10 protein-coding genes, 4 pseudogenes and 1 other annotated feature are annotated in these 18,277 nt (G+C 54.8%); of the genes and pseudogenes, 8 read left to right on the plus strand and 6 right to left on the minus strand.

What is annotated here, in order from left to right; translation table 11 throughout:
- Nucleotides 1-61: 61 nt before the first annotated feature.
- The 3 genes and pseudogenes from thiI to ezrA all read right to left on the minus strand — a co-directional run bounded on the left by thiI (nt 62) and on the right by ezrA (nt 4,483).
- A pseudogene (gene thiI, locus A0V43_RS11885) lies at nt 62-1,269 on the minus strand (tRNA uracil 4-sulfurtransferase ThiI).
- Nucleotide 1,270: 1 nt separating this feature from the next.
- Nucleotides 1,271-2,416 (minus strand): cysteine desulfurase family protein, encoded by a 1,146-nt coding sequence (locus tag A0V43_RS11890; RefSeq protein WP_063193860.1) that lies wholly within the window; start codon nt 2,414-2,416, stop codon nt 1,271-1,273.
- Nucleotides 2,417-2,779: 363 nt separating this feature from the next.
- A complete protein-coding gene (gene ezrA, locus A0V43_RS11895; protein WP_063193153.1) occupies nt 2,780-4,483 on the minus strand; it encodes a septation ring formation regulator EzrA in 1,704 nt (567 codons plus the stop codon).
- A gap of 195 nt (nt 4,484-4,678) precedes the next feature.
- On the opposite strand from ezrA, the gene hisJ reads away from it, so the two are divergent.
- Together hisJ and A0V43_RS11905 are read left to right on the plus strand one after the other, a co-directional pair.
- Nucleotides 4,679-5,503 (plus strand): histidinol-phosphatase HisJ, encoded by an 825-nt coding sequence (hisJ, locus tag A0V43_RS11900; protein WP_063193154.1) that lies wholly within the window; start codon nt 4,679-4,681, stop codon nt 5,501-5,503.
- A gap of 92 nt (nt 5,504-5,595) precedes the next feature.
- On the plus strand, nt 5,596-6,072 hold the full coding sequence (locus tag A0V43_RS11905; RefSeq protein WP_063193155.1) for a GAF domain-containing protein: 477 nt from the start codon (nt 5,596-5,598) through the stop codon (nt 6,070-6,072).
- Nucleotides 6,073-6,126: 54 nt separating this feature from the next.
- On the opposite strand, the gene A0V43_RS11910 is transcribed toward A0V43_RS11905, so the two are convergent.
- Entirely contained in the window at nt 6,127-7,986 is a 1,860-nt protein-coding gene (locus tag A0V43_RS11910) for a sensor domain-containing diguanylate cyclase (protein WP_081132779.1), read from the minus strand.
- A 310-nt stretch (nt 7,987-8,296) separates the two neighbouring features.
- Here A0V43_RS11910 and rpsD point away from each other — a divergent pair, with 310 nt between their 5' ends.
- Nucleotides 8,297-8,899 (plus strand): 30S ribosomal protein S4, encoded by a 603-nt coding sequence (gene rpsD, locus A0V43_RS11915; protein ID WP_011232276.1) that lies wholly within the window; start codon nt 8,297-8,299, stop codon nt 8,897-8,899.
- Nucleotides 8,900-8,945: 46 nt separating this feature from the next.
- Here the strand turns inward: rpsD and tyrS are convergent, their stop codons facing one another.
- Nucleotides 8,946-10,205 carry a tyrosine--tRNA ligase gene (gene tyrS / locus A0V43_RS11920; RefSeq protein ID WP_063193156.1) on the minus strand — a complete coding sequence of 420 codons (1,260 nt, stop codon included), beginning with the start codon at nt 10,203-10,205 and terminating at the stop codon, nt 8,946-8,948.
- A 50-nt stretch (nt 10,206-10,255) separates the two neighbouring features.
- Nucleotides 10,256-10,476: a binding site (T-box leader), on the minus strand.
- A gap of 154 nt (nt 10,477-10,630) precedes the next feature.
- On the opposite strand from tyrS, the pseudogene A0V43_RS11925 reads away from it, so the two are divergent.
- Together A0V43_RS11925 and A0V43_RS19820 are read left to right on the plus strand one after the other, a co-directional pair.
- Nucleotides 10,631-13,366: pseudogene (locus A0V43_RS11925) on the plus strand (transglycosylase domain-containing protein).
- 20 nt (nt 13,367-13,386) lie between these two features.
- The gene (locus tag A0V43_RS19820) at nt 13,387-13,779 is read left to right on the plus strand and encodes a hypothetical protein (protein ID WP_164834619.1); all 393 of its coding nucleotides are present in this window, start codon (nt 13,387-13,389) and stop codon (nt 13,777-13,779) included.
- Here the strand turns inward: A0V43_RS19820 and acsA are convergent.
- Nucleotides 13,723-15,437: pseudogene (gene acsA / locus A0V43_RS11930) on the minus strand (acetate--CoA ligase). The gene A0V43_RS19820 and the pseudogene acsA overlap by 57 nt on opposite strands.
- A gap of 174 nt (nt 15,438-15,611) precedes the next feature.
- On the opposite strand from acsA, the gene A0V43_RS11935 reads away from it, so the two are divergent.
- The 3 genes and pseudogenes from A0V43_RS11935 (at nt 15,612) to A0V43_RS11945 (ending at nt 18,146) form a co-directional block, all read left to right on the plus strand.
- Nucleotides 15,612-16,244: a GNAT family N-acetyltransferase gene (locus A0V43_RS11935; RefSeq protein WP_063193157.1), complete on the plus strand. Its 633-nt coding sequence runs from the start codon at nt 15,612-15,614 to the stop codon at nt 16,242-16,244.
- 92 nt (nt 16,245-16,336) lie between these two features.
- The gene (locus tag A0V43_RS11940) at nt 16,337-16,981 is read left to right on the plus strand and encodes an acetoin utilization AcuB family protein (protein WP_063193158.1); all 645 of its coding nucleotides are present in this window, start codon (nt 16,337-16,339) and stop codon (nt 16,979-16,981) included.
- Nucleotides 16,978-18,146: pseudogene (locus tag A0V43_RS11945) on the plus strand (acetoin utilization protein AcuC). The gene A0V43_RS11940 and the pseudogene A0V43_RS11945 overlap by 4 nt, the downstream one beginning before the upstream one ends.
- The last annotated feature ends 131 nt before the right edge of the window (nt 18,147-18,277 follow it).

Genomic DNA, 18,277 nt, shown 5'->3' on the forward strand with positions numbered 1-18,277 from the left:
CTATAGAATGTGTGAAAACAGATGGCGATATGCAGCGATGCTTTTTGGTAAATTTTGAGATTCAAAACAGCTCGGCAAACTCATCGCCCTGCCCTGTTTCTTCATCAATGACGAGCGTTTCTGTGTCATTGACTGCCTTTTCCAGAAGCGGAGCGAGGTCGAGCTGGCTCTCATAATGGAACACTTTTTCTTTTTTCGGCTTCGTTTTCGGCGCTCTTGGCGTAAAAATGGTGCAACAGTCTTCATACGGAAGAATGGAAATATCATGTGTGCCGATTTGCTTCGCCAGCTCGATAATTTCAAGTTTATCCATCGAAACAAGCGGGCGCAAAATCGGGGTATTTGTCACCTCATTGATCACGTACATGCTTTCTAGCGTCTGGCTCGCGACTTGGCCGAGGCTTTCGCCCGTGACGATCGCCAACGCCCGCTGGCGGCGGCGCAACGCATCGGTGATCCGAAGCATCGCCCGCCGAGTGGAAATGAGCGAGTACTCGTTCGGAACTCCTTGATAAATGGCTTGTTGCACTTCCGTAAACGGCACGATGTGAAGCTTGATTCTCCCGCCGTATGTCGTCAACTTGCGCACAAGGTCAATCACTTTTTGCTTCGCCCGTTCGCTTGTAAACGGCGGGCTGAAAAAGTGGACGGCTTCAATTTCCAAACCGCGCTTCATCGCCAAATAACCAGCAACCGGGCTGTCAATGCCGCCGGAGAGCATAAGCATCGCCTTGCCGCTCGTTCCGACCGGCAGGCCGCCGGCGCCGAAAATGTCGCGGCACGTGACATATGTCCCGTCTTGGCGCACTTCAATGCGCACGTCAATATCCGGCTCGCGCACGTTGACCGTAAGTCCATCCGTCTGCCGCAAAATATGCGCCCCACCTCGTAGTTCAGCTCGTCGCTTCGATACGGAAACTGCTTGTCGACGCGGCGGGCGCTCACTTTAAACGTTTTTCCTTTGTATGGGAGCTGGCGGACGGCGGCGAGCGCCGTTTCCTTAATGGCGTCCAGATCGTTTTCGCACTTCATCGCCAGGCTGAACGAATGAATGCCAAAAACGGTTTTCAGCTTTTCGATGATCGGTTCATGCGGCTCGCCGTTTAATAAAATGTACATTCGGTCGCGCATATATTCAATCTGAATCCGCTCGAACGCCTGCAGTTTGCGGGCAATGTTGTTTTTAAGACGCCGGACGAAGATGTTCCGATTTTTTCCTTTCGTCGTCATTTCTCCGTAGCGGATCAAAATGCGGTCATAGTTCCTCATCTTATTCCGTTACCTCGCTTAATGTTTTGATCGCCTGCTTGATCGCTGCCACCGCCGGCGCGATTTCTTCCCGGCTGTTGTCAAACGACAAGCTGATGCGAATGCCGCGCTCGGCTCGGTCTTCACCAAGCCCCATGGCCAAAAGCGTCTTGCTCGGCGCCTTTTTTTTCGATGAACAGGCCGACGTCGTCGAAACGTATATTCCATTTTTTTCTAGTTCATGAACAAACACTTCCGGCTTCACGCCGCGCTTTAACGAAAAGTTGATGATATGAGGAGCGACGCCATCGCGCGGCGTGTTGATCTCGATGTCTGGAATCGCCGAGAGCGCTTCAAGCCACTCGTCTTTCAATGCTTGAAGCCGGCCGATGTCCCGCTCATACCGCTCCATGGCCAAGCGAAGCGCCTTTGCCATCGCCACGATGGCGGCGACGTTCTCCGTTCCGGACCGAAGCTGCCGCTCCTGCCCGCCGCCGGCAATCAACGGCGCCAAGCGGACGCCTTCACGGACGTAAAGCAAGCCGGCGCCGCGCAATCCGTGAAATTTATGCGCCGATATCGTGCATAAATCAACACCGGCTTGCTTCAAGTCGAGCGGCACTTTGCTGATCCCTTGCACCCGATCGACGTGAAACAATGTTTTCGGATAGCGGGACAAGAGGGCGCCGATTTCTTCGATTGGCTGCACCGTGCCAACTTCGTTATTGACGTGCATGACCGACACGAGAATCGTATCGTCGCGCAGCGCTCGTTCCACTTGCTCAACCGATACCCTTCCTTCGCGGTCGACCGGCAAGTACGTCACCTCAAAACCAAGCTCCTCAAGCTGGCGGCACGGTTCAGCGACAGACGGATGCTCGATTTTCGTCGTAATGATATGCCGGCCGCGCCGCTCGTATTGCCAGGCGACCCCTTTGATGGCGAAATTGTTCGCCTCCGTTCCGCCGGAGGTAAAAACGATTTCATTCGGCTTAACGCGCAGCATGGCGGCGATTTGTTCACGCGCCTGCGCCAAAAGCCGCTCCGCCTTCATGCCCAGCCCATGGAGCGACGACGGATTGGCAAAATAGTTCGTTGCGACGGCGACGAACGAATCGACCACCTCGGGAAATGGTTTGGTCGTCGCACTGTTGTCAAGATAAATCATCGCTTCCATCCTCCGCTCATTGTCGGCAAAATATCGCTGTACATCGTCCATCTTAACCAAAACAGGCGCCAATCGGCAACGAAAACACACCGTCATTTACATTATTCACCAAAAACCCATTGAACAATCTCCCACCTGCGCTTAGAGGTGGGAGATTCTTGGGAACACCCGCCCCACGGCAGGCTGTCAGCCAAGCCATCCCCGTGCGTCCCACGGTTTGGCTGCCTTACGAAGACAGCAAACGAAGCCCCCTCATTCAAAATATTCCGGGCTTCGTTCCTGTTCGAGAGAAGAGGCAGAAAAGCTTGTGCTGTGTTTTTTAGTAAAATAATGGATAATCAATACTCGTGATCAGGTGGTTGATCACTGTTCCCGGCTGTTATCCTCCTGCCATAATTTCTGCACACGGTCAAACGCGCCCGGCTCGACTTCTTCAACGGCCGCCACCGCTTGCCGGAGCGCCTCCTCATAATCATAATGGCGAAATAAAAATTCGGCTTCTTCCAGCCCTTTGCGGACCGCTGGATAGCGGCGTCGGTAGCGGTTGCCGTATTGAATCGTCCGCTCCGCCAGCGTCGCCTGTTCGATCATTTCCACCGTCCGCTCATACAACCGTTCCACAGCCGCTTTCGCCTCCTCCAACGCTTGGTCGACCGCCGGCATGTCAAGCGGCTTTTCTTCAAGACGCGCGGCAACGGCTTGCAAGCTGCGTCTCGCTTCCGCCAATTCAAGCGCATACGGTTCAGGCAACCCCGGCAGCCGGCTTTTTTGCACAAGGCGGAGCGCCTCAGCCAATGTTTTTCTCATGCCGTCAAGCTTTTCGCGGGCGATCAATTCGTCTTTGCGCAACGTCTGCAGCATCGTTCGAAACTGTTCATGCTCTTCCTTCATGAGGTCGATTTGGGACACAAGCTGCTCAAGCTCCTCTTTCAGGAGCGAATACGCTGTTTTCGCCTCGGCAACGCGGTCTTGAATGAGAAAAAACCGCTTTTGCAACTGGTGCAGCTGCTTTTCGATGCTCCGGTACTTTTCGAGGTCGCTTGGCGCCAAATGGTAGCTTTGCTGGACGAACAGCGCCTCGGCCTCGGTTTCCTTCGCCTCGGCGGCAAGCTCCTGAAGCATGCCGCTGAGGCGCGGCATTTCCGTTTGCACATATTGATGCGCGAGCACTTCGTTTTCGAGCAAATCGTAGAGCGCGTCGATCTCTTCTTTCAGCTCAGCGACAATCTGCTTCGCTTCTTCGATGCGCAGCTCATGGATCATGGCCAGACATTGCTCGATTTTTTCCCGTTTTTCCTGAAGCGTGCGCTCCATGTGCAAATGGTCAAGGATGTATCCGCGCTCTTCCATCTCTCGATAGCCATCAGCCAACTCAGCGAGCTGAGCTGGCAACGACGTTTGGCATTCGCCAAGAAGTTTAGGAATTTCTTCCATCATGGATGTGAGCCGGCCGAGCTCTTCCTTCAACGTCAGAACCACATCGCGCGCCGCCAAATAGTTGCCGGCTTCCGTCAATTCGGCAAACCGCTGAAACTGCTTTTCCGCTTCCGTTAAACGGACGTCAAGCAAGTCGGCAGCCGAACCGAACGTATAACGGTAAGCAAGCAGCGCCTTTTTCGCTTCCCGGTGAGCCGCACGCAGCTCCTCGATCTCCGCCCGGCTTTGTTCCTCGCTGCCGATCAACTCATTCACTTCATGAATGATTTCATGCACTTCTTCCTCAAGACGACGCAATCCGTCGGCGATCTGCCCAAGCAGCCGGCGCGCCTGCCGGTAGCGGTATTTGTCGAGCAGCCGCTCCGCGTCAAACAGCTGTTCTTCCACATTCGGCAGCTTCACTGCCACAATGTCGTCCCATTGCTGGCGCCATCGTTCAAACAGCTGCTCCGTCTCCCCTGTCATATTCAGCTGTTTCACTTTCGCCAGCTCATCCGGCACCGGCCGGTTCATCAAGTTGATTTTCCATTCCTCGAGCCGATCGATTTCCCGGTACATCCGCTTCCGGTACACATGATTATATATGATTGCCCCCGCTCCGAGGAGCAGAACGATCCATGCCATTCCCATCCGCTGATGCCCTCCTTGCATTCAAGCTACTTCTATCGAACAAACGAAAATAGCGGAGAAGGCAAAAATATATGTTTTTCAATGTTTTTATGATACCATGTTAACGACATTTTTTGACCAAAATTTTTATTTTTTTTACAAGAATCTTCACTATTTTTGCTATGATACATAAGGGAGAAAGGAGGAAAATCGATCATGCGCGACGGGCATATTCATACGCCGTTTTGTCCGCACGGAAGCCAAGATCCGCTTGAGGCCTATGTAGAGCGCGCGATCGAACTGGGCTATACCGACATTTCCTTTACGGAGCACGCCCCGCTTCCTGAGCGGTTTATCGATCCAACGCCCAACCAGGACTGTTCGATGAAGCTTAGCCAGCTTGAGCGCTATTTGCACGCCGTCGCTGAGGTGAAAGCCCGCTACCGAAACGACATTGCCATCCGTGTCGGGCTCGAAGTCGATTTTATTCCTGGCTTTGAGGAAGAAACAACCCGCCTGCTCGACGAGGTCGGCCCGCTGCTTGACGACAGCATTTTATCGGTTCACTTTTTGGCCCACGAAGGGCAATATGTATGCCTTGATTACAGCGAAGATATGTTCGCCGACATCATCCGCTTGTTCGGATCGGTCGAACGCGTCCACCGCACCTACTACGAAACGGTGCGGCAATCGATCCGCACGGAGCTTGGCCGCTACAAACCGAGACGCATCGGCCATATGACGCTTGTGCGCAAGTTCCAACGCCGTTTCCCATGCTTGGAACCAATGGATGAGTGGATGGTTGCCATTCTCGATGACATCAAGCAGTTCGGCTATGAATTGGACTACAACGGCGCCGGCGCCGCCAAACCGCTCTGCCTTGAGCCGTATCCGCCGGGCGGCGTGATCGCCGAGGCGCGGCGGCGGGGCATCCCGATCGTCTACGGATCCGACGCCCATCGCGCCGCCGACTTGCACCAAGGACGGGAGAGGATGGACCGCGAGGCGCTTTCGGTTGACAACCGCCCGCAGCCGTCATAAAATAGGCGAATCAGCCATTTCCCTGCTTGCATCCTGCTGGATGTTGAGGCCAGAGTCCTGCTCCAACCATGATGAAAAAGGAGGCTAGTTCTATGTTTCATCCCATGGCTTACAACGGAACACGCGAAGAAAATTACGCGCTCGTCATCGAACAGCTGAAATTGCTCATTTCCGGGGAACCCAACTTCATCGCCAACTTGGCGAACGCAGCCGCCTTGCTCAACCAGTTTTTCACCGACATCAATTGGGTCGGGTTTTATCTCGCAGACGGCGAGGAGCTTGTGCTTGGCCCGTTCCAAGGCTTGCCGGCATGCGTGCGCATTCCGTTCGGCAAGGGGGTGTGCGGCACGGCGGCCGCCGAGCGGCGGACAGTGGTCGTTCCGGACGTTCACCAATTCCCGGGCCATATCGCCTGCGATGCAGCGTCTCAATCGGAAATCGTCGTGCCGCTCATCAAAGACGGACGCGTCATCGGCGTTCTTGACATCGACAGCCCGGTGAAAAACCGCTTCGATGACATCGACCGCCGCTACTTGGAGCAGTTTGCCAGCGTGCTCATGTCCGCCTGACAAAAAAAGCGCACCAAGCGCGAAGAAGGAATCCGCTTGCCCGGATTCCTTTTTTTACACCTTATACACATGACCGTCATCGTGCACAAAAATGCAGTTTTTTCCCATCTCCTTCGCCATATAAAGCGCGGCGTCAGCTCGTTTGAACAGCTGCTCTGCATCTTGAAAGCCGCCATGCCCCCACCATGATATGCCGCACGACACGGTCACCGCCGGGATCGTTTGCTCCCGCACTTTTTCCATGATGCGCCGGGCGACGGCAACGGCGTCGGACAGCGGCACGTTCGGCAAATACACCGCCAGCTCTTCCCCGCCCCAACGCGCCGCCACATCGCTGTCGCGAATGTTGGCGCGCATCGTCTCTGCCACTTGAACAAGCACTTCATCGCCTGTTTGATGGCCGTACACATCGTTGATTTGCTTAAAGTTGTCAATGTCAAGCAACATGAACGCTCCCGACGCATCGGTTCCCATCGACTGTTGGATCCGCTCGTCCAAGTAGCGGCGCGTATGCAGCTTTGTCAAATAATCGGTGACCACCATCTTCTCGAGCTCTTCGCGCAGCATCGCGTTCATAAACGCCAGCGTTGAATGTTGAACGAGGGATTCCAAGAGCTTGAACATCTCAAACGTAAAGCGGTACGGCTCGCTGGCGAGCGCAATGCACAGTCCCTTCGTTTCTTTGTTTTGCTGCATCGGCGCCGCCATGATGGAGCGAAATGGACCGAAAGCGGACACGCATACATCGCCGGCAAATAAAATGTCATTTCCGCTTTGGCGCCGCTTTTCCACCCATTCGATATAGGGCTCGGACCGATGGTCGAAAAAAAACGGCGTGCTGCCTGGAAAAAGCTCCCACTTACCGTCGGCAAACCGGAAAAAACCGACTTCATCCGCGCCGAACGATTGTTGGATTTGCGATACCATGTACTCAATGGCTTCATGAAGCCGCGGCCGGGCGTTCAATTGGCGCATCGTGTCATTGATCAGCTGCAAATCGGAGACAAGCCGGCGCGACTGTTCATACAACTTGGCGTTCTCCAGCGCGCTTCCAGCCGTGCTCGCCAACAGCGAAATAAAATGAATCTCTCGTTTTGGAAATGGCGCAGCGTATGGGGCGATAATTTCAATCACCCCATACACCGCCTGCACCCCTTTAATCGGGGCGTACAGCACCGAGCGCGGCGGCGCCTCCATCTCCTCGCATTGCACTTGTCCAGTCAAAAACGCCCGCAACGCCGCCGTCTGTTTTTCCCTTTCATCCAATACAAGCGTTTTGATCGGCAAATTTCCGCGCAGATGGTTGTCATGCGACAACAGAAGGTGGTAGGTGAACGATGGATAGACGTTTTGCAGCGTGCGGATAATTTCTTCAAGCACAACATCGATATGCATCGAGGAATGAATTTTGGCGGCGAAGCGATGCAACTGTCCATACCGTTTCTCTTCGCCCTCTCCTTGCAGCACCGCGCTAAGCTTCCGGAACAATCGCGCCAAATCCGTCCGGATCTCCCACAACAACCGCTCGTCAAAACCGCCATCTTTTCGATACACGAGCTCGACCATCGCCGGCGTCTCATCAGAAAGCATGAAAAAGAGCCGGGCCGCCATATGCGGCCCACCGGCATCGACAACAGCGACTTTCCGCTCTCCATCAGCCGCGATCGGCAAAGCACTCGACTCCCCAACCGCTGCCGCTTCCGGATAAAAGACAGCCCGCACCGGGTCGTACAAATAAAAAACGGACTGCTCGAGCGCCAGCTCTTCTTTCAGCAGCGCGAGCAACTCGCCCGCCGCCGCCGAAAACGGCCCATCGTCCTGAAACGCTAAAAACCAGTGGAAAAATTTTTGCTTAAATGATTCATACCGCTTCATTTCTTCCTTGTTCATCGCCTTTTCCACCCAAACCGGCATCATCATTCCAAGCGAGAGAATGGGATGACAATTTTTTTCTAAAAATTGCATCTTTTATTATATCATACAAATCGAGAAGAGGGAAAACAAAATGTTGACTTTATCCTCTAAAAATCATATAATAGCCTTTGTGTAAAATATAGCAGCCTTTGTGCCCACCTTTATGGTTCATTTTGTTCCTCGGCCCGCCGAGGTGCATCGCGTAACTCTTAGCTGCGAGAGCGAGGATGCATGAAAACAAAATGGCCATAATTGTTGGCGCACATCTGCTTTTATTTTACGGGAATAAAAGCGTAAGGAGGAGCAACGAATGGCTCGTTATACTGGCCCAATGTGGAAAATTTCCCGCCGCCTTGGCATCTCGTTGAGCGGCACGGGGAAAGAATTGCAAAAACGTCCGTATCCGCCTGGCCAACACGGTCCAGGGCAACGGCGGAAATTGTCGGAATATGGCTTGCAGCTGCAAGAAAAACAAAAGCTGCGCCATATGTACGGCGTGAACGAACGCCAATTCCGCAAAACGTTTGAAGAAGCAGGCAAAATGCCGGGCAAACACGGCGAAAACTTCATGATTTTGTTAGAATCGCGCCTAGACAACCTCGTCTATCGCTTAGGGTTGGCCCGCACGCGCCGTCAAGCCCGCCAGCTCGTGACGCATGGCCACATTTTGGTCGACGGCAGCCGCGTCAACATCCCGTCGTACCGCGTCAAACCGGGACAAACGATCGCCGTTCGCGAAAAATCGCGCAACTTGCAAGTGATTAAAGAAGCGCTCGAAGCGAACAACTACATTCCAGATTACTTGACGTTCAATCCGGAAAAAATGGAAGGGACGTACACCCGCTTGCCGGAGCGTTCCGAACTGCCAGCGGAAATCAACGAAGCGCTCATCGTCGAGTTCTACTCGCGTTAAGGCGCAAAAAAGATCCGAAATGCCGATGCATTTCGGATCTTTTTTCTTAGGCGTAGCGAATCAAATAATACTTTTTCTTCCCGCGGCGGATGACCGTAAACCGCCCCTCAAGGCGGTGTTCAGCCGTTAATATGGCTCCGACGTCTTGAAGGCGCTCGCCGTTGACGTAAATGGCGCCGTTTTGGATGTCTTCGCGCGCTTGCCGCTTCGACGGCGAAATGTCCGCGGCAACGAGCAGCTCGACAAGCGGAACGTCGCCGCCTTCATGGACGAACGACGGCACGTCTTTAAACCCTTGCTCGATTTCCGCGGCCGTCAAGCTGGCGATGTCGCCGCTAAAGAGCGCCTCGGAAATGCGGATCGCTTGCCTGAGCGCCTCTTCGCCGTGCACGAGCTTTGTCACTTCCTCAGCAAGCGCCTTTTGCGCCGCCCGCTTCTCTGGGGCCTCACGAAGCTCTTGTTCAAGCGCTTCGATTTCCTCTTTCGACAGGAACGTAAAGTACTTCAAGTAACGGATCACATCGCGGTCATCGGTGTTGATCCAAAACTGGTAAAACTCGTACGGCGACGTTTTCTCTTTATCGAGCCAAATTGTGCCGCTTTCCGTTTTCCCGAATTTCGTGCCGTCCGCTTTCGTCACAAGCGGGATCGTCAAGCCAAACGCCCGCGCCTCGCCTTTCGTTTTGCGAATAAGCTCAAGCCCTGCCGTGATGTTGCCCCATTGGTCGCTCCCGCCGATTTGCAGGCGGCATCCTTCCGTCTCGTACAGACGGAGAAAATCGTATGCCTGCAGCATCATATAGCTGAACTCGGTAAATGAAATGCCCGTCTCGATGCGCGATTGCACCGACTCTTTCGCCATCATGTAGTTGACGCTGAAATGCTTGCCGACGTCGCGCAAAAACGTAATGACATCCAGCGGCCCGATCCAGTCGTAGTTGTTTTTGATTTTCGCCGGATTGCCGTCCGCTTCAAAATCTAAAAAGCGGCCGAGCTGTTCTTTAATACGCGCGCTCCATGCCTCGACGGTTTCTTTGGCATTGAGCGTGCGCTCGCTTTTTTTCCCGCTCGGGTCGCCGATCAACCCCGTCGCTCCGCCGACTAGGGCGATCGGCCGGTGCCCCGCCTGCTGGAAGCGGCGCAGCGTCAAAATGGCGGCCAAGTTGCCGATATGCAAACTGTCCGCCGTCGGGTCAAACCCGCAGTAGAGCGTCACCCGCTCCTCATTCAACAGCTTGCGCAACCCGTCTTCATCCGTCGTTTGGTTAACGAGCCCGCGCCATTGCAATTCCGCAAGCAAATCCATGTCCTTCACCTCTCTATGAATGTCATGAAAAAGAAAACACCCGCCCGTCATGAAGGGGCGAGTGTTCGTCGCGGTACCACCCTACTTAGAAAGCATGGTGCTTTCTCACTCATTTGGGTAACGGCGCCGGCCGGCGGATGGCTACTAGGAAAACCGTTCGCCATCGCTGCTCAGGGAGGTAATTCACGCCTGCCTGTGGACTGGCTCGCACCGTCCGCCAGCTCTCTGCACCAGGGAGACAGCCGCTACTTGTTCCCATCATCGCTTTCTCATATGAAATATATACATTCTTATTACCATAGCGATGCACTCGCTGTCAACCCTAACGCTTTTCGCACAAACGGCGAAAAATCGGCAAAATTCCACAATGCCTCCCCTTCCTATGGTATACTGATATATAATGACTTGCCGCATAGGGGGCTGGCATGAAGCGAAACCAACTTTCCATTTCTCTTGAAAAAGCGTGGCATTATTTTTCCCTTACATACGATGTGGTTTGGAACGTCATCTTCATTTTGCTCGTCGCCGCACTCTGCCTTGTCTGCTTTGCCATCGGCGCCGGCGCCGGCTATTTTGCCTTTTTGGTCAAAGATATGCCCGTTCCCTCTCCCGACGAGATGAAAAAGGAGATTTACCATTACGGCGAAACGAGCCACATGTACTTTGACGGCGGCGTATATTTAGGGCGGTTCCGGTCCGACCTTGACCGCGAGGCGGTGCGCCTGTCCGACGTGTCTCCGTACGTCGTGCAAGCCATCATCGCGACCGAAGACGAACATTTTTATGAACATCACGGCGTCGTTCCGAAGGCCGTCATCCGCGCCGTGTTTCAAGAGCTGACCAACTCGCCGGTCAAAAGCGGCGGGAGCACGCTTACGCAGCAGCTCGTCAAAAACCAGATGTTGACGAACGAGGTGTCGTTTGAGCGGAAGGCGAAAGAAATGCTGCTTTCGCTTCGTCTGGAGAAATTTTTTTCCAAAGAAGACATTTTAGAGGCGTATTTAAACGTCGTTCCGTTCGGCCGCAATTCTTCAGGGCGCAACATCGCCGGCATCCAAGCCGCGGCCCAAGGCGTCTTTGGCGTCAACGCCAAAGAGTTGAATCTCGCTCAAGCGTCGTTTTTGGCTGGGCTCCCGCAAAACCCGTTCGTCTACACCCCGTTTGCCGCTGACGGCAGCGTCAAACCGGACCTCTCGGCGGGCTTGAAACGGATGAAAACGGTGCTTTACCGGATGAAACGGGCCGGCTACATCTCGGAAAAACAGTATAAGGAAGCGCTTTCCTATGATGTGGCGAAGCATTTGGCCGCCCCGAAGCCGTCGCCGTTTGAACAATATCCGTTTTTGACGATGGAGATTGAGCGGCGGGCGAAAGAGGTGCTCGCCGAGACATTCGCCAAGCGCGACGGTTATAAGCCGGAAGAAGTGCAGCGCGAACCCGCTCGTTTCCGCCGCTATCTCGGCGAAGCGGAAAAAGCGCTGCGCCAAGGCGGATATCGGATTTATACGACGATCGACAAAAAGATTTATGAACAAATGCAGCGCATCGCTGCCCGCTACCCGTATTACGGAAGCGACAATGTGTATTACACCAAAGACAAGAAAACAGGGAAAACGATCCCCCATCGCCAACCGGTCGAAGTCGGGGCGATGCTCATCGAAAACAAAACGGGAAAAATCATCAGCTTCGTCGGCGGACGCGATTATGGGCGCGAGCAGTTGAATCACGCCACCCAGGCGCACCGGTCCAACGGGTCAACGATGAAACCGCTCTTAGTATACGCGCCGGCGATGGAGATGGGCGTCATCCAGCCGGCGACGATCATTCCCGACTTGCCGCTTTCGATCGGTTCATATGCGCCGAAAAACGCGGACGGAAAAACGCACGGGCTCGTCACGGCGCGCTATGCCTTGCAGCAATCGTTCAACATTCCGGCCGTTCGGACGTATATGAGAATCCGATCCCGCCATCCGATCGACTATTTGCATAAAATGGGGATCACGAGCGTTTCGAAGCAAGAAGAAGCCAATCCGGCTTTGGCGATCGGCGGGACGCACATTGGCGTCACGGTCGAGGAAAACGTCAACGCCTATGCGACGTTCGCCAATTACGGATCGTTTGTGGACGCCTACATGATCGAGAAGATTGTGGACAAAAACGGAAAGATCGTTTACAAACATCAAAGCAAACCCGTCCCGGTGTTTTCGCCGCAAACGTCGTACTTGATGATCGATATGATGCGCGGCGTGCTTCACGGCGGAACGGCCTCGTCGGTGCCGCGCTACTTGACCTTTTCCGCCGATTGGGCGGGAAAAACCGGGACATCGCAAGACAAGCGCGATTCGTGGTTTATCGCCGTCAATCCGAACGTCACGTTCGGCGTTTGGATCGGCTATGACCGGCCGGCGCCGCTTGAATCCCGCTACAAAGGGCTTTCCTACAGCCAGCGCACCCAGCTGTTATGGGCGCGGTTGATCAATGCTGCCTATCAAGAAAACCCGAAGCTCATCGCTCCGCCGAAGCGATTTCTCATGCCAGGCGGCATCGTCCGCCGCGCTTACTGCGCCGCGAGCGGCTTCAGCCCGTCGGCCGCGTGCGAAAAAGCCGGGCTCGTCCGTTACGATCTGTACAATACGAAGTTTGCGCCGCGGGAAGGAAGCGGCGAGGAAGTGATGGAAAGCCGGGTCGTCGTCATCGGCGGACGCCGCTATGTGGCGCTTGAGACGACGCCGGAAGAGTTTGTCACTCGCGAAGTGATCGTGAATCCGAAGCTTCTCGCCGATTGGGGATCAACGGCGAGGGGCAGGCGGGCGATGCATCGCTCGTCTCCACATTAAAGGAAAACGGCCGTCCTCCGGCTCCACCCGCCGCTCGGCTTGCAGGGGCAAGCTCGTCTGGAATCGCCATAACGAGCCGGATGTCATCGGCTACCGCGTCTATCTAGTGAACGAAACGGGGGAACGACGCCTCGCCGCCGCTGTTAAAGCGGACGAGGCAGCCTCGTTTTCGCCGCTGCAGCCGGGCGCCGCGTACTGCGTCACTGCTGTGGACATCGCCGGACAGGAATCGGCGCCGTCGCCCCTCGTTTCGCTGCCGTCCCATTCCGATCAGCAAAAGAGCGGGGGCCGTCTTCTCCCCCGCCGTCGGGTGACGTGGAGTGACAAGGAGCTGACCCAAAAGATTGTCTTTCTTTGATTGGCTTTCTTTAGAAGATGCCATTCGTTTTGAACAAAGAGTTGGCGCGTATATATGGCGATCGAAAAGAGGGTATCCCGATCCTTGTTGGGACACCCTTTCTTGTTTTGTGAAGATGGGGAAAGCGCAACGATTTTCGGCAAATGGATGGTTCTTAAGCGAAAAGAAAGCGGGCATGTATCAGGTTTTTCAATATGGAGACATCACGCTGTTGGCCGCGTTTTCCGTTCCATCACCGTCTTTGCAGCCGCCCCGCTTCGGCCTCAGCCTGAAAAGAACAACAGCGCCTGGAACAGCGGATGTTCCAGACGCTTTTCGCTCATCAGTCTTCCATCGTCGACAAATCGCCGGTCGGCAAGTTGAGCTCCCACGCTTTTAAGACGCGGCGCATGATTTTCCCGCTCCGCGTTTTCGGCAGTTTGTCGCGGAACTCGATCTCACGCGGCGCGGCATGAGCGGCGAGCCCTTTTTGACGAACTGGCGGATGTCTTCTTTCAGTTCCTCGGACGGCTCGTACCCTTCGCGAAGCGCTATGAACGCTTTGATGATTTCCCCGCGCACCGGATCCGGCTTGCCGATGACGCCGGCTTCGGCAACGGCCGGATGCTCGACGAGCTTGCTCTCCACTTCAAACGGCCCAACGCGCTCGCCGGATGTGTTGATGACATCGTCCACACGGCCTTGGAACCAGAAGTAGCCGTCTTCGTCCATGTACGCCGAATCGCCCGAGACGTACCAGTCGCCGATAAAGTACGATTCATATTTTTGCGGGTTGTTCCAAATCGTTTTCATCATCGACGGCCAGCCTTTTTTGATGGCCAAGTTGCCCATCCGGTACGGCGGCAGGACGTTTCCTTGGTCGTCGATGATCGCCGCCTCGACGCCTGGGATCGGTTTCCCCATCGATCCCGGCTTGATTTCCATGCACGGGTAGTTGCAAATGAGATGCGCGCCCGTTTCCGTCATCCACCACGTATCATGGATGCGGCGGCCGAACACTTTCATCCCCCAGCGGATGACTTCCGGGTTGAGCGGCTCGCCGACGCTCAAAATGTGGCGGAGCGAGCTTAAATCATATTTTTTCACGACTTCATCGCCGGCGCCCATCAGCATGCGGAACGCCGTCGGCGCGCTGTACCAGACGGTGACGCCGAAATCTTGGATCGTTTGATACCAAGCATCCGGGCTGAAGCGGCCGCCGACGATGACGCTTGACGCTCCGCACAGCCACGGGCCGAAGATGCCGTACGACGTCCCGGTCACCCACCCCGGGTCAGCCGTGCACCAGTAAATGTCATCTTCTTTTAAGTCGAGCACCCATTTCGCCGTTTGATAGTGCTGAATCATCGCGTTATGGACGTGCAAAACGCCTTTCGGCTTGCCGGTCGAACCGGATGTGTAATGCAAAATCAAGCCGTCTTGGCGGTCGACCCATTCGATGTCGAAGTGCTTGCTTGCCTCATTCATCCGCTTTTTCAAATCGATGTACGGCCCTTCCTCGACAATGCCGTCGCCAACCAAAAAGACGTACTTCAACTCCGGCAAGTCATTAACCGGCACGCGCGGCAGAAGCTCCGGCGTCGTCACGATCGCCTTCGCTCCGCTGTCTTCGAGGCGGTCGCGCACCGCGCCTTCCATGAATGCCTCAAACAACGGCCCGACGATGGCGCCGGTTTTGATGATGCCCAAAACCGCAAAGTACAGTTCCGGAGAACGCGGCATGAACACAAACACACGGTCGCCTTTCTGAATGTCCGCCGCCTGTTTTAAGACGTTCGCCACTTTATTGGACATCTCTTTCATTTCTTTGAACGTATATTTCTCGTTCCGCACCGCGTCGCGGTAATAGAGCGCCACTTTATTTTTACGGAACGACTCAGCATGGCGGTCGATCGCCTCATACGCCATGTTGACTCGGCCCGTTTCATGCCAAGAAAACTCTTTCTCCACTTCCGACCATTGAAACTGTTTATATGTTTCTTCGTAGTTTTTCAAATTGTAGTCCCCTTGTATGACGGGAAGCCGTTCTGTGTTCATTCTCCGATCCCCCTTATGTAAGTGATTACATTTCTATTATAGTACATTGAAAACCATTTCTCAATTTTTAAAATATTCCTTGTCCCCGCTTTTTTGAAATTTTTTTGAACCGCGCCAGCCGGCGCCATTTTTATGTATAATGGAAGCAGAACGACCAATTCAGGTGGTGGACGAATGGAACATAAAAAAACGTATAACGCCAAAGAGCTGAAAACCCCGAAAGGAACGCTCCTCATCGAAGGGCCGGTGACGCCGGAAGCGTTGGCCAGCTACGAATTCCACCATGACCTCACTTCCTTCCGCCCGCCTGCCAAACAGCACAAAGCGTTGATCGAAATCGCCAAGCTGCCGGAAGGGCGGATCATCATCGCCCGCCGCGGCGAGGTGATTGTCGGATATGTGACGTTTTTGTATCCCGATCCGCTTGAGCGTTGGTCGGAAGGGAACATGGAAAATTTGCTCGAGCTTGGCGCCATTGAAGTCATTCCGGAGTTCCGCGGATTTGGCGTCGGAAAAAATTTGCTCGTCGTCTCGATGATGGACGATGCCATGGAAGACTACATCATCATTACAACTGAATATTACTGGCATTGGGATTTAAAAGGCACGGGGCTGAACGTATGGGAGTACCGAAAAGTGATGGAGAAAATGATGAACGCCGGCGGGCTCGTCTGGTATGCGACCGACGACCCGGAAATTTGCTCGCATCCGGCGAACTGCCTCATGGTCCGCATTGGCAAACGGGTCGACGCCGAATCGATTCAACGGTTCGACCGGCTTCGGTTTATGAACCGCTATATGTACTAGCTGACATTCTCGGCTGTCCAGACGTTTGCGCCCGCCTTGCCGGTTGCGGGCGGCGCGCATGAAATGCCACGCACAAAGGGGAGAGGAGAACGATGCTTGTCGAACAAATCATGAAAGCGCCGGTGGTGACGCTTTGTCCCACGAATACGATCGCCGAAGCGCTGCAGCTGCTAAGACATCACCGCATCCGCCATCTGCCGGTCGTCGACGGGGAAGGACGTCTTCTGGGGCTTGTGACGAGCCAAGATTTGCGCGACGCGAGCCCGTCCATTTTCCATCTTCATGAACATCTTGAAGACTTGCAAAAACCGGTCAGCACGATGATGAAAACCGACCTCATCGTCGGCCATCCGCTCGATTTCGTCGAGGAGGTGGCGGCGCTCTTTTACGAACACCGAATCGGCTGCCTGCCGATCGTCAATCACGGGAAACTCGTCGGCATCATCACGCAAACGGATTTGCTCCGCACGTTCATTGAATTGACCGGCGTTCACCAGCCGGGGTCGCAAATCGAGATCAAAGTGCCGAACGAGGCCGGCATGTTAAGCAAAGCGGCGGCCATCATCAGCGAGCGCCATGTGAACATCGCCAGCGTCTTGGTGTATCCAGCTCCAGATCCGAATGAGAAAATTTTGGTTTTCCGCGTGCAGACGATGAACCCGCTTCCATTGATCCGCGATTTGCAAAACGCCGGCTATCGGGTGCTATGGCCGAACTTGCCGGGGGTTACGTCATGAGCCGAAACTGCGCATTCGTCTATAGCGAGCAATTTCTTCAGTACAAATTTCATGACGACCATCCGTTCAACCAGCTGCGGGTCAAAATGACATACGACTTGCTTTGCACGCTCGGCGCGCTCGACGACCGCCAGATCGTCGCCCCGCGCATGGCGACCGATGACGAGCTCGCGCTCATTCACGACCGCTCCTACATCGAGGCGGTGAAAGCGGCCGGGCGCGGCGAGCTGTCGGAAGCGGCGGCGCAAAACTACGGCCTTGGCACCGAGGATACGCCGATTTTCCCAAACATGCACGAAGCGAGCGCTCTTTTGGTCGGCAGCACCCTCACCGCCGTCGACGCAGTTCTTTCTGGAGCGGCCGAGCATGCGCTCAACCTTGGCGGCGGTCTGCACCACGGCTTCCGCGGCAAAGCGTCCGGCTTTTGCGTCTACAACGACAGCGCGGTCGCCATTCAATACATCCGGGAGAAATACGGACTGCGCGTGTTGTACGTCGACACGGATGCCCACCACGGCGACGGGGTGCAATGGGCGTTTTACGACGATCCGAACGTCTGCACGTTTTCCATTCATGAAACAGGGCGCTATTTGTTCCCAGGGACCGGAAATGTCAACGAGCGCGGCTTAGGCGCGGGCTACGGCTATTCGTTCAACATTCCCGTTGATGCGTTCACCGAAGACGAATCATGGATCGCCGCCTATACGACCGCGCTGCGGGAGATCGCCGACTTTTTCCGCCCGGATGTCATCGTGACGCAAAACGGCGTCGACGCCCACTATTACGATCCGCTCACCCATTTGTCGGTGACGATGAAAACGTACCGCGCCATTCCGAAGCTCGCGCACGAAATCGCGCATGAATATTGCGGCGGACGCTGGATCGCCGTCGGCGGCGGGGGTATGACATCTGGCGCGTCGTGCCGCGGGCATGGGCGCTCCTTTGGCTCGAGATGACCGACCAGGCCGATGTGTCCGGCCCGCTGCCGGATGAGTGGCGCGAACGTTGGCAACCGCTTTCACCCGTCGCGCTTCCGCTTGAGTGGGACGACCCAAACGACTTGTATCCCCCGATCCCGCGCAAGGCGGAGATCAGCGAAAAAAATGCCCAGACGGTGGAAAAGGCGTTGTATTTCATTCGCAGTCAACGCCGGGCGGGGACTTGATTTTTTCTCCATTTACAGAAAACAATGGATTTCTACGTCCTGTTTTCCTAGTCAACTTCCGTTTTCACCGAAAAACGGGCCGACTGCAAGGCGATTGCAGCCGTCAAAAAAGAAATGGAGCAAAGCAAGCA

Source organism: Geobacillus sp. JS12 (assembly GCF_001592395.1).
Classification (GTDB): Bacteria; Bacillota; Bacilli; order Bacillales; family Anoxybacillaceae; genus Geobacillus; species Geobacillus zalihae.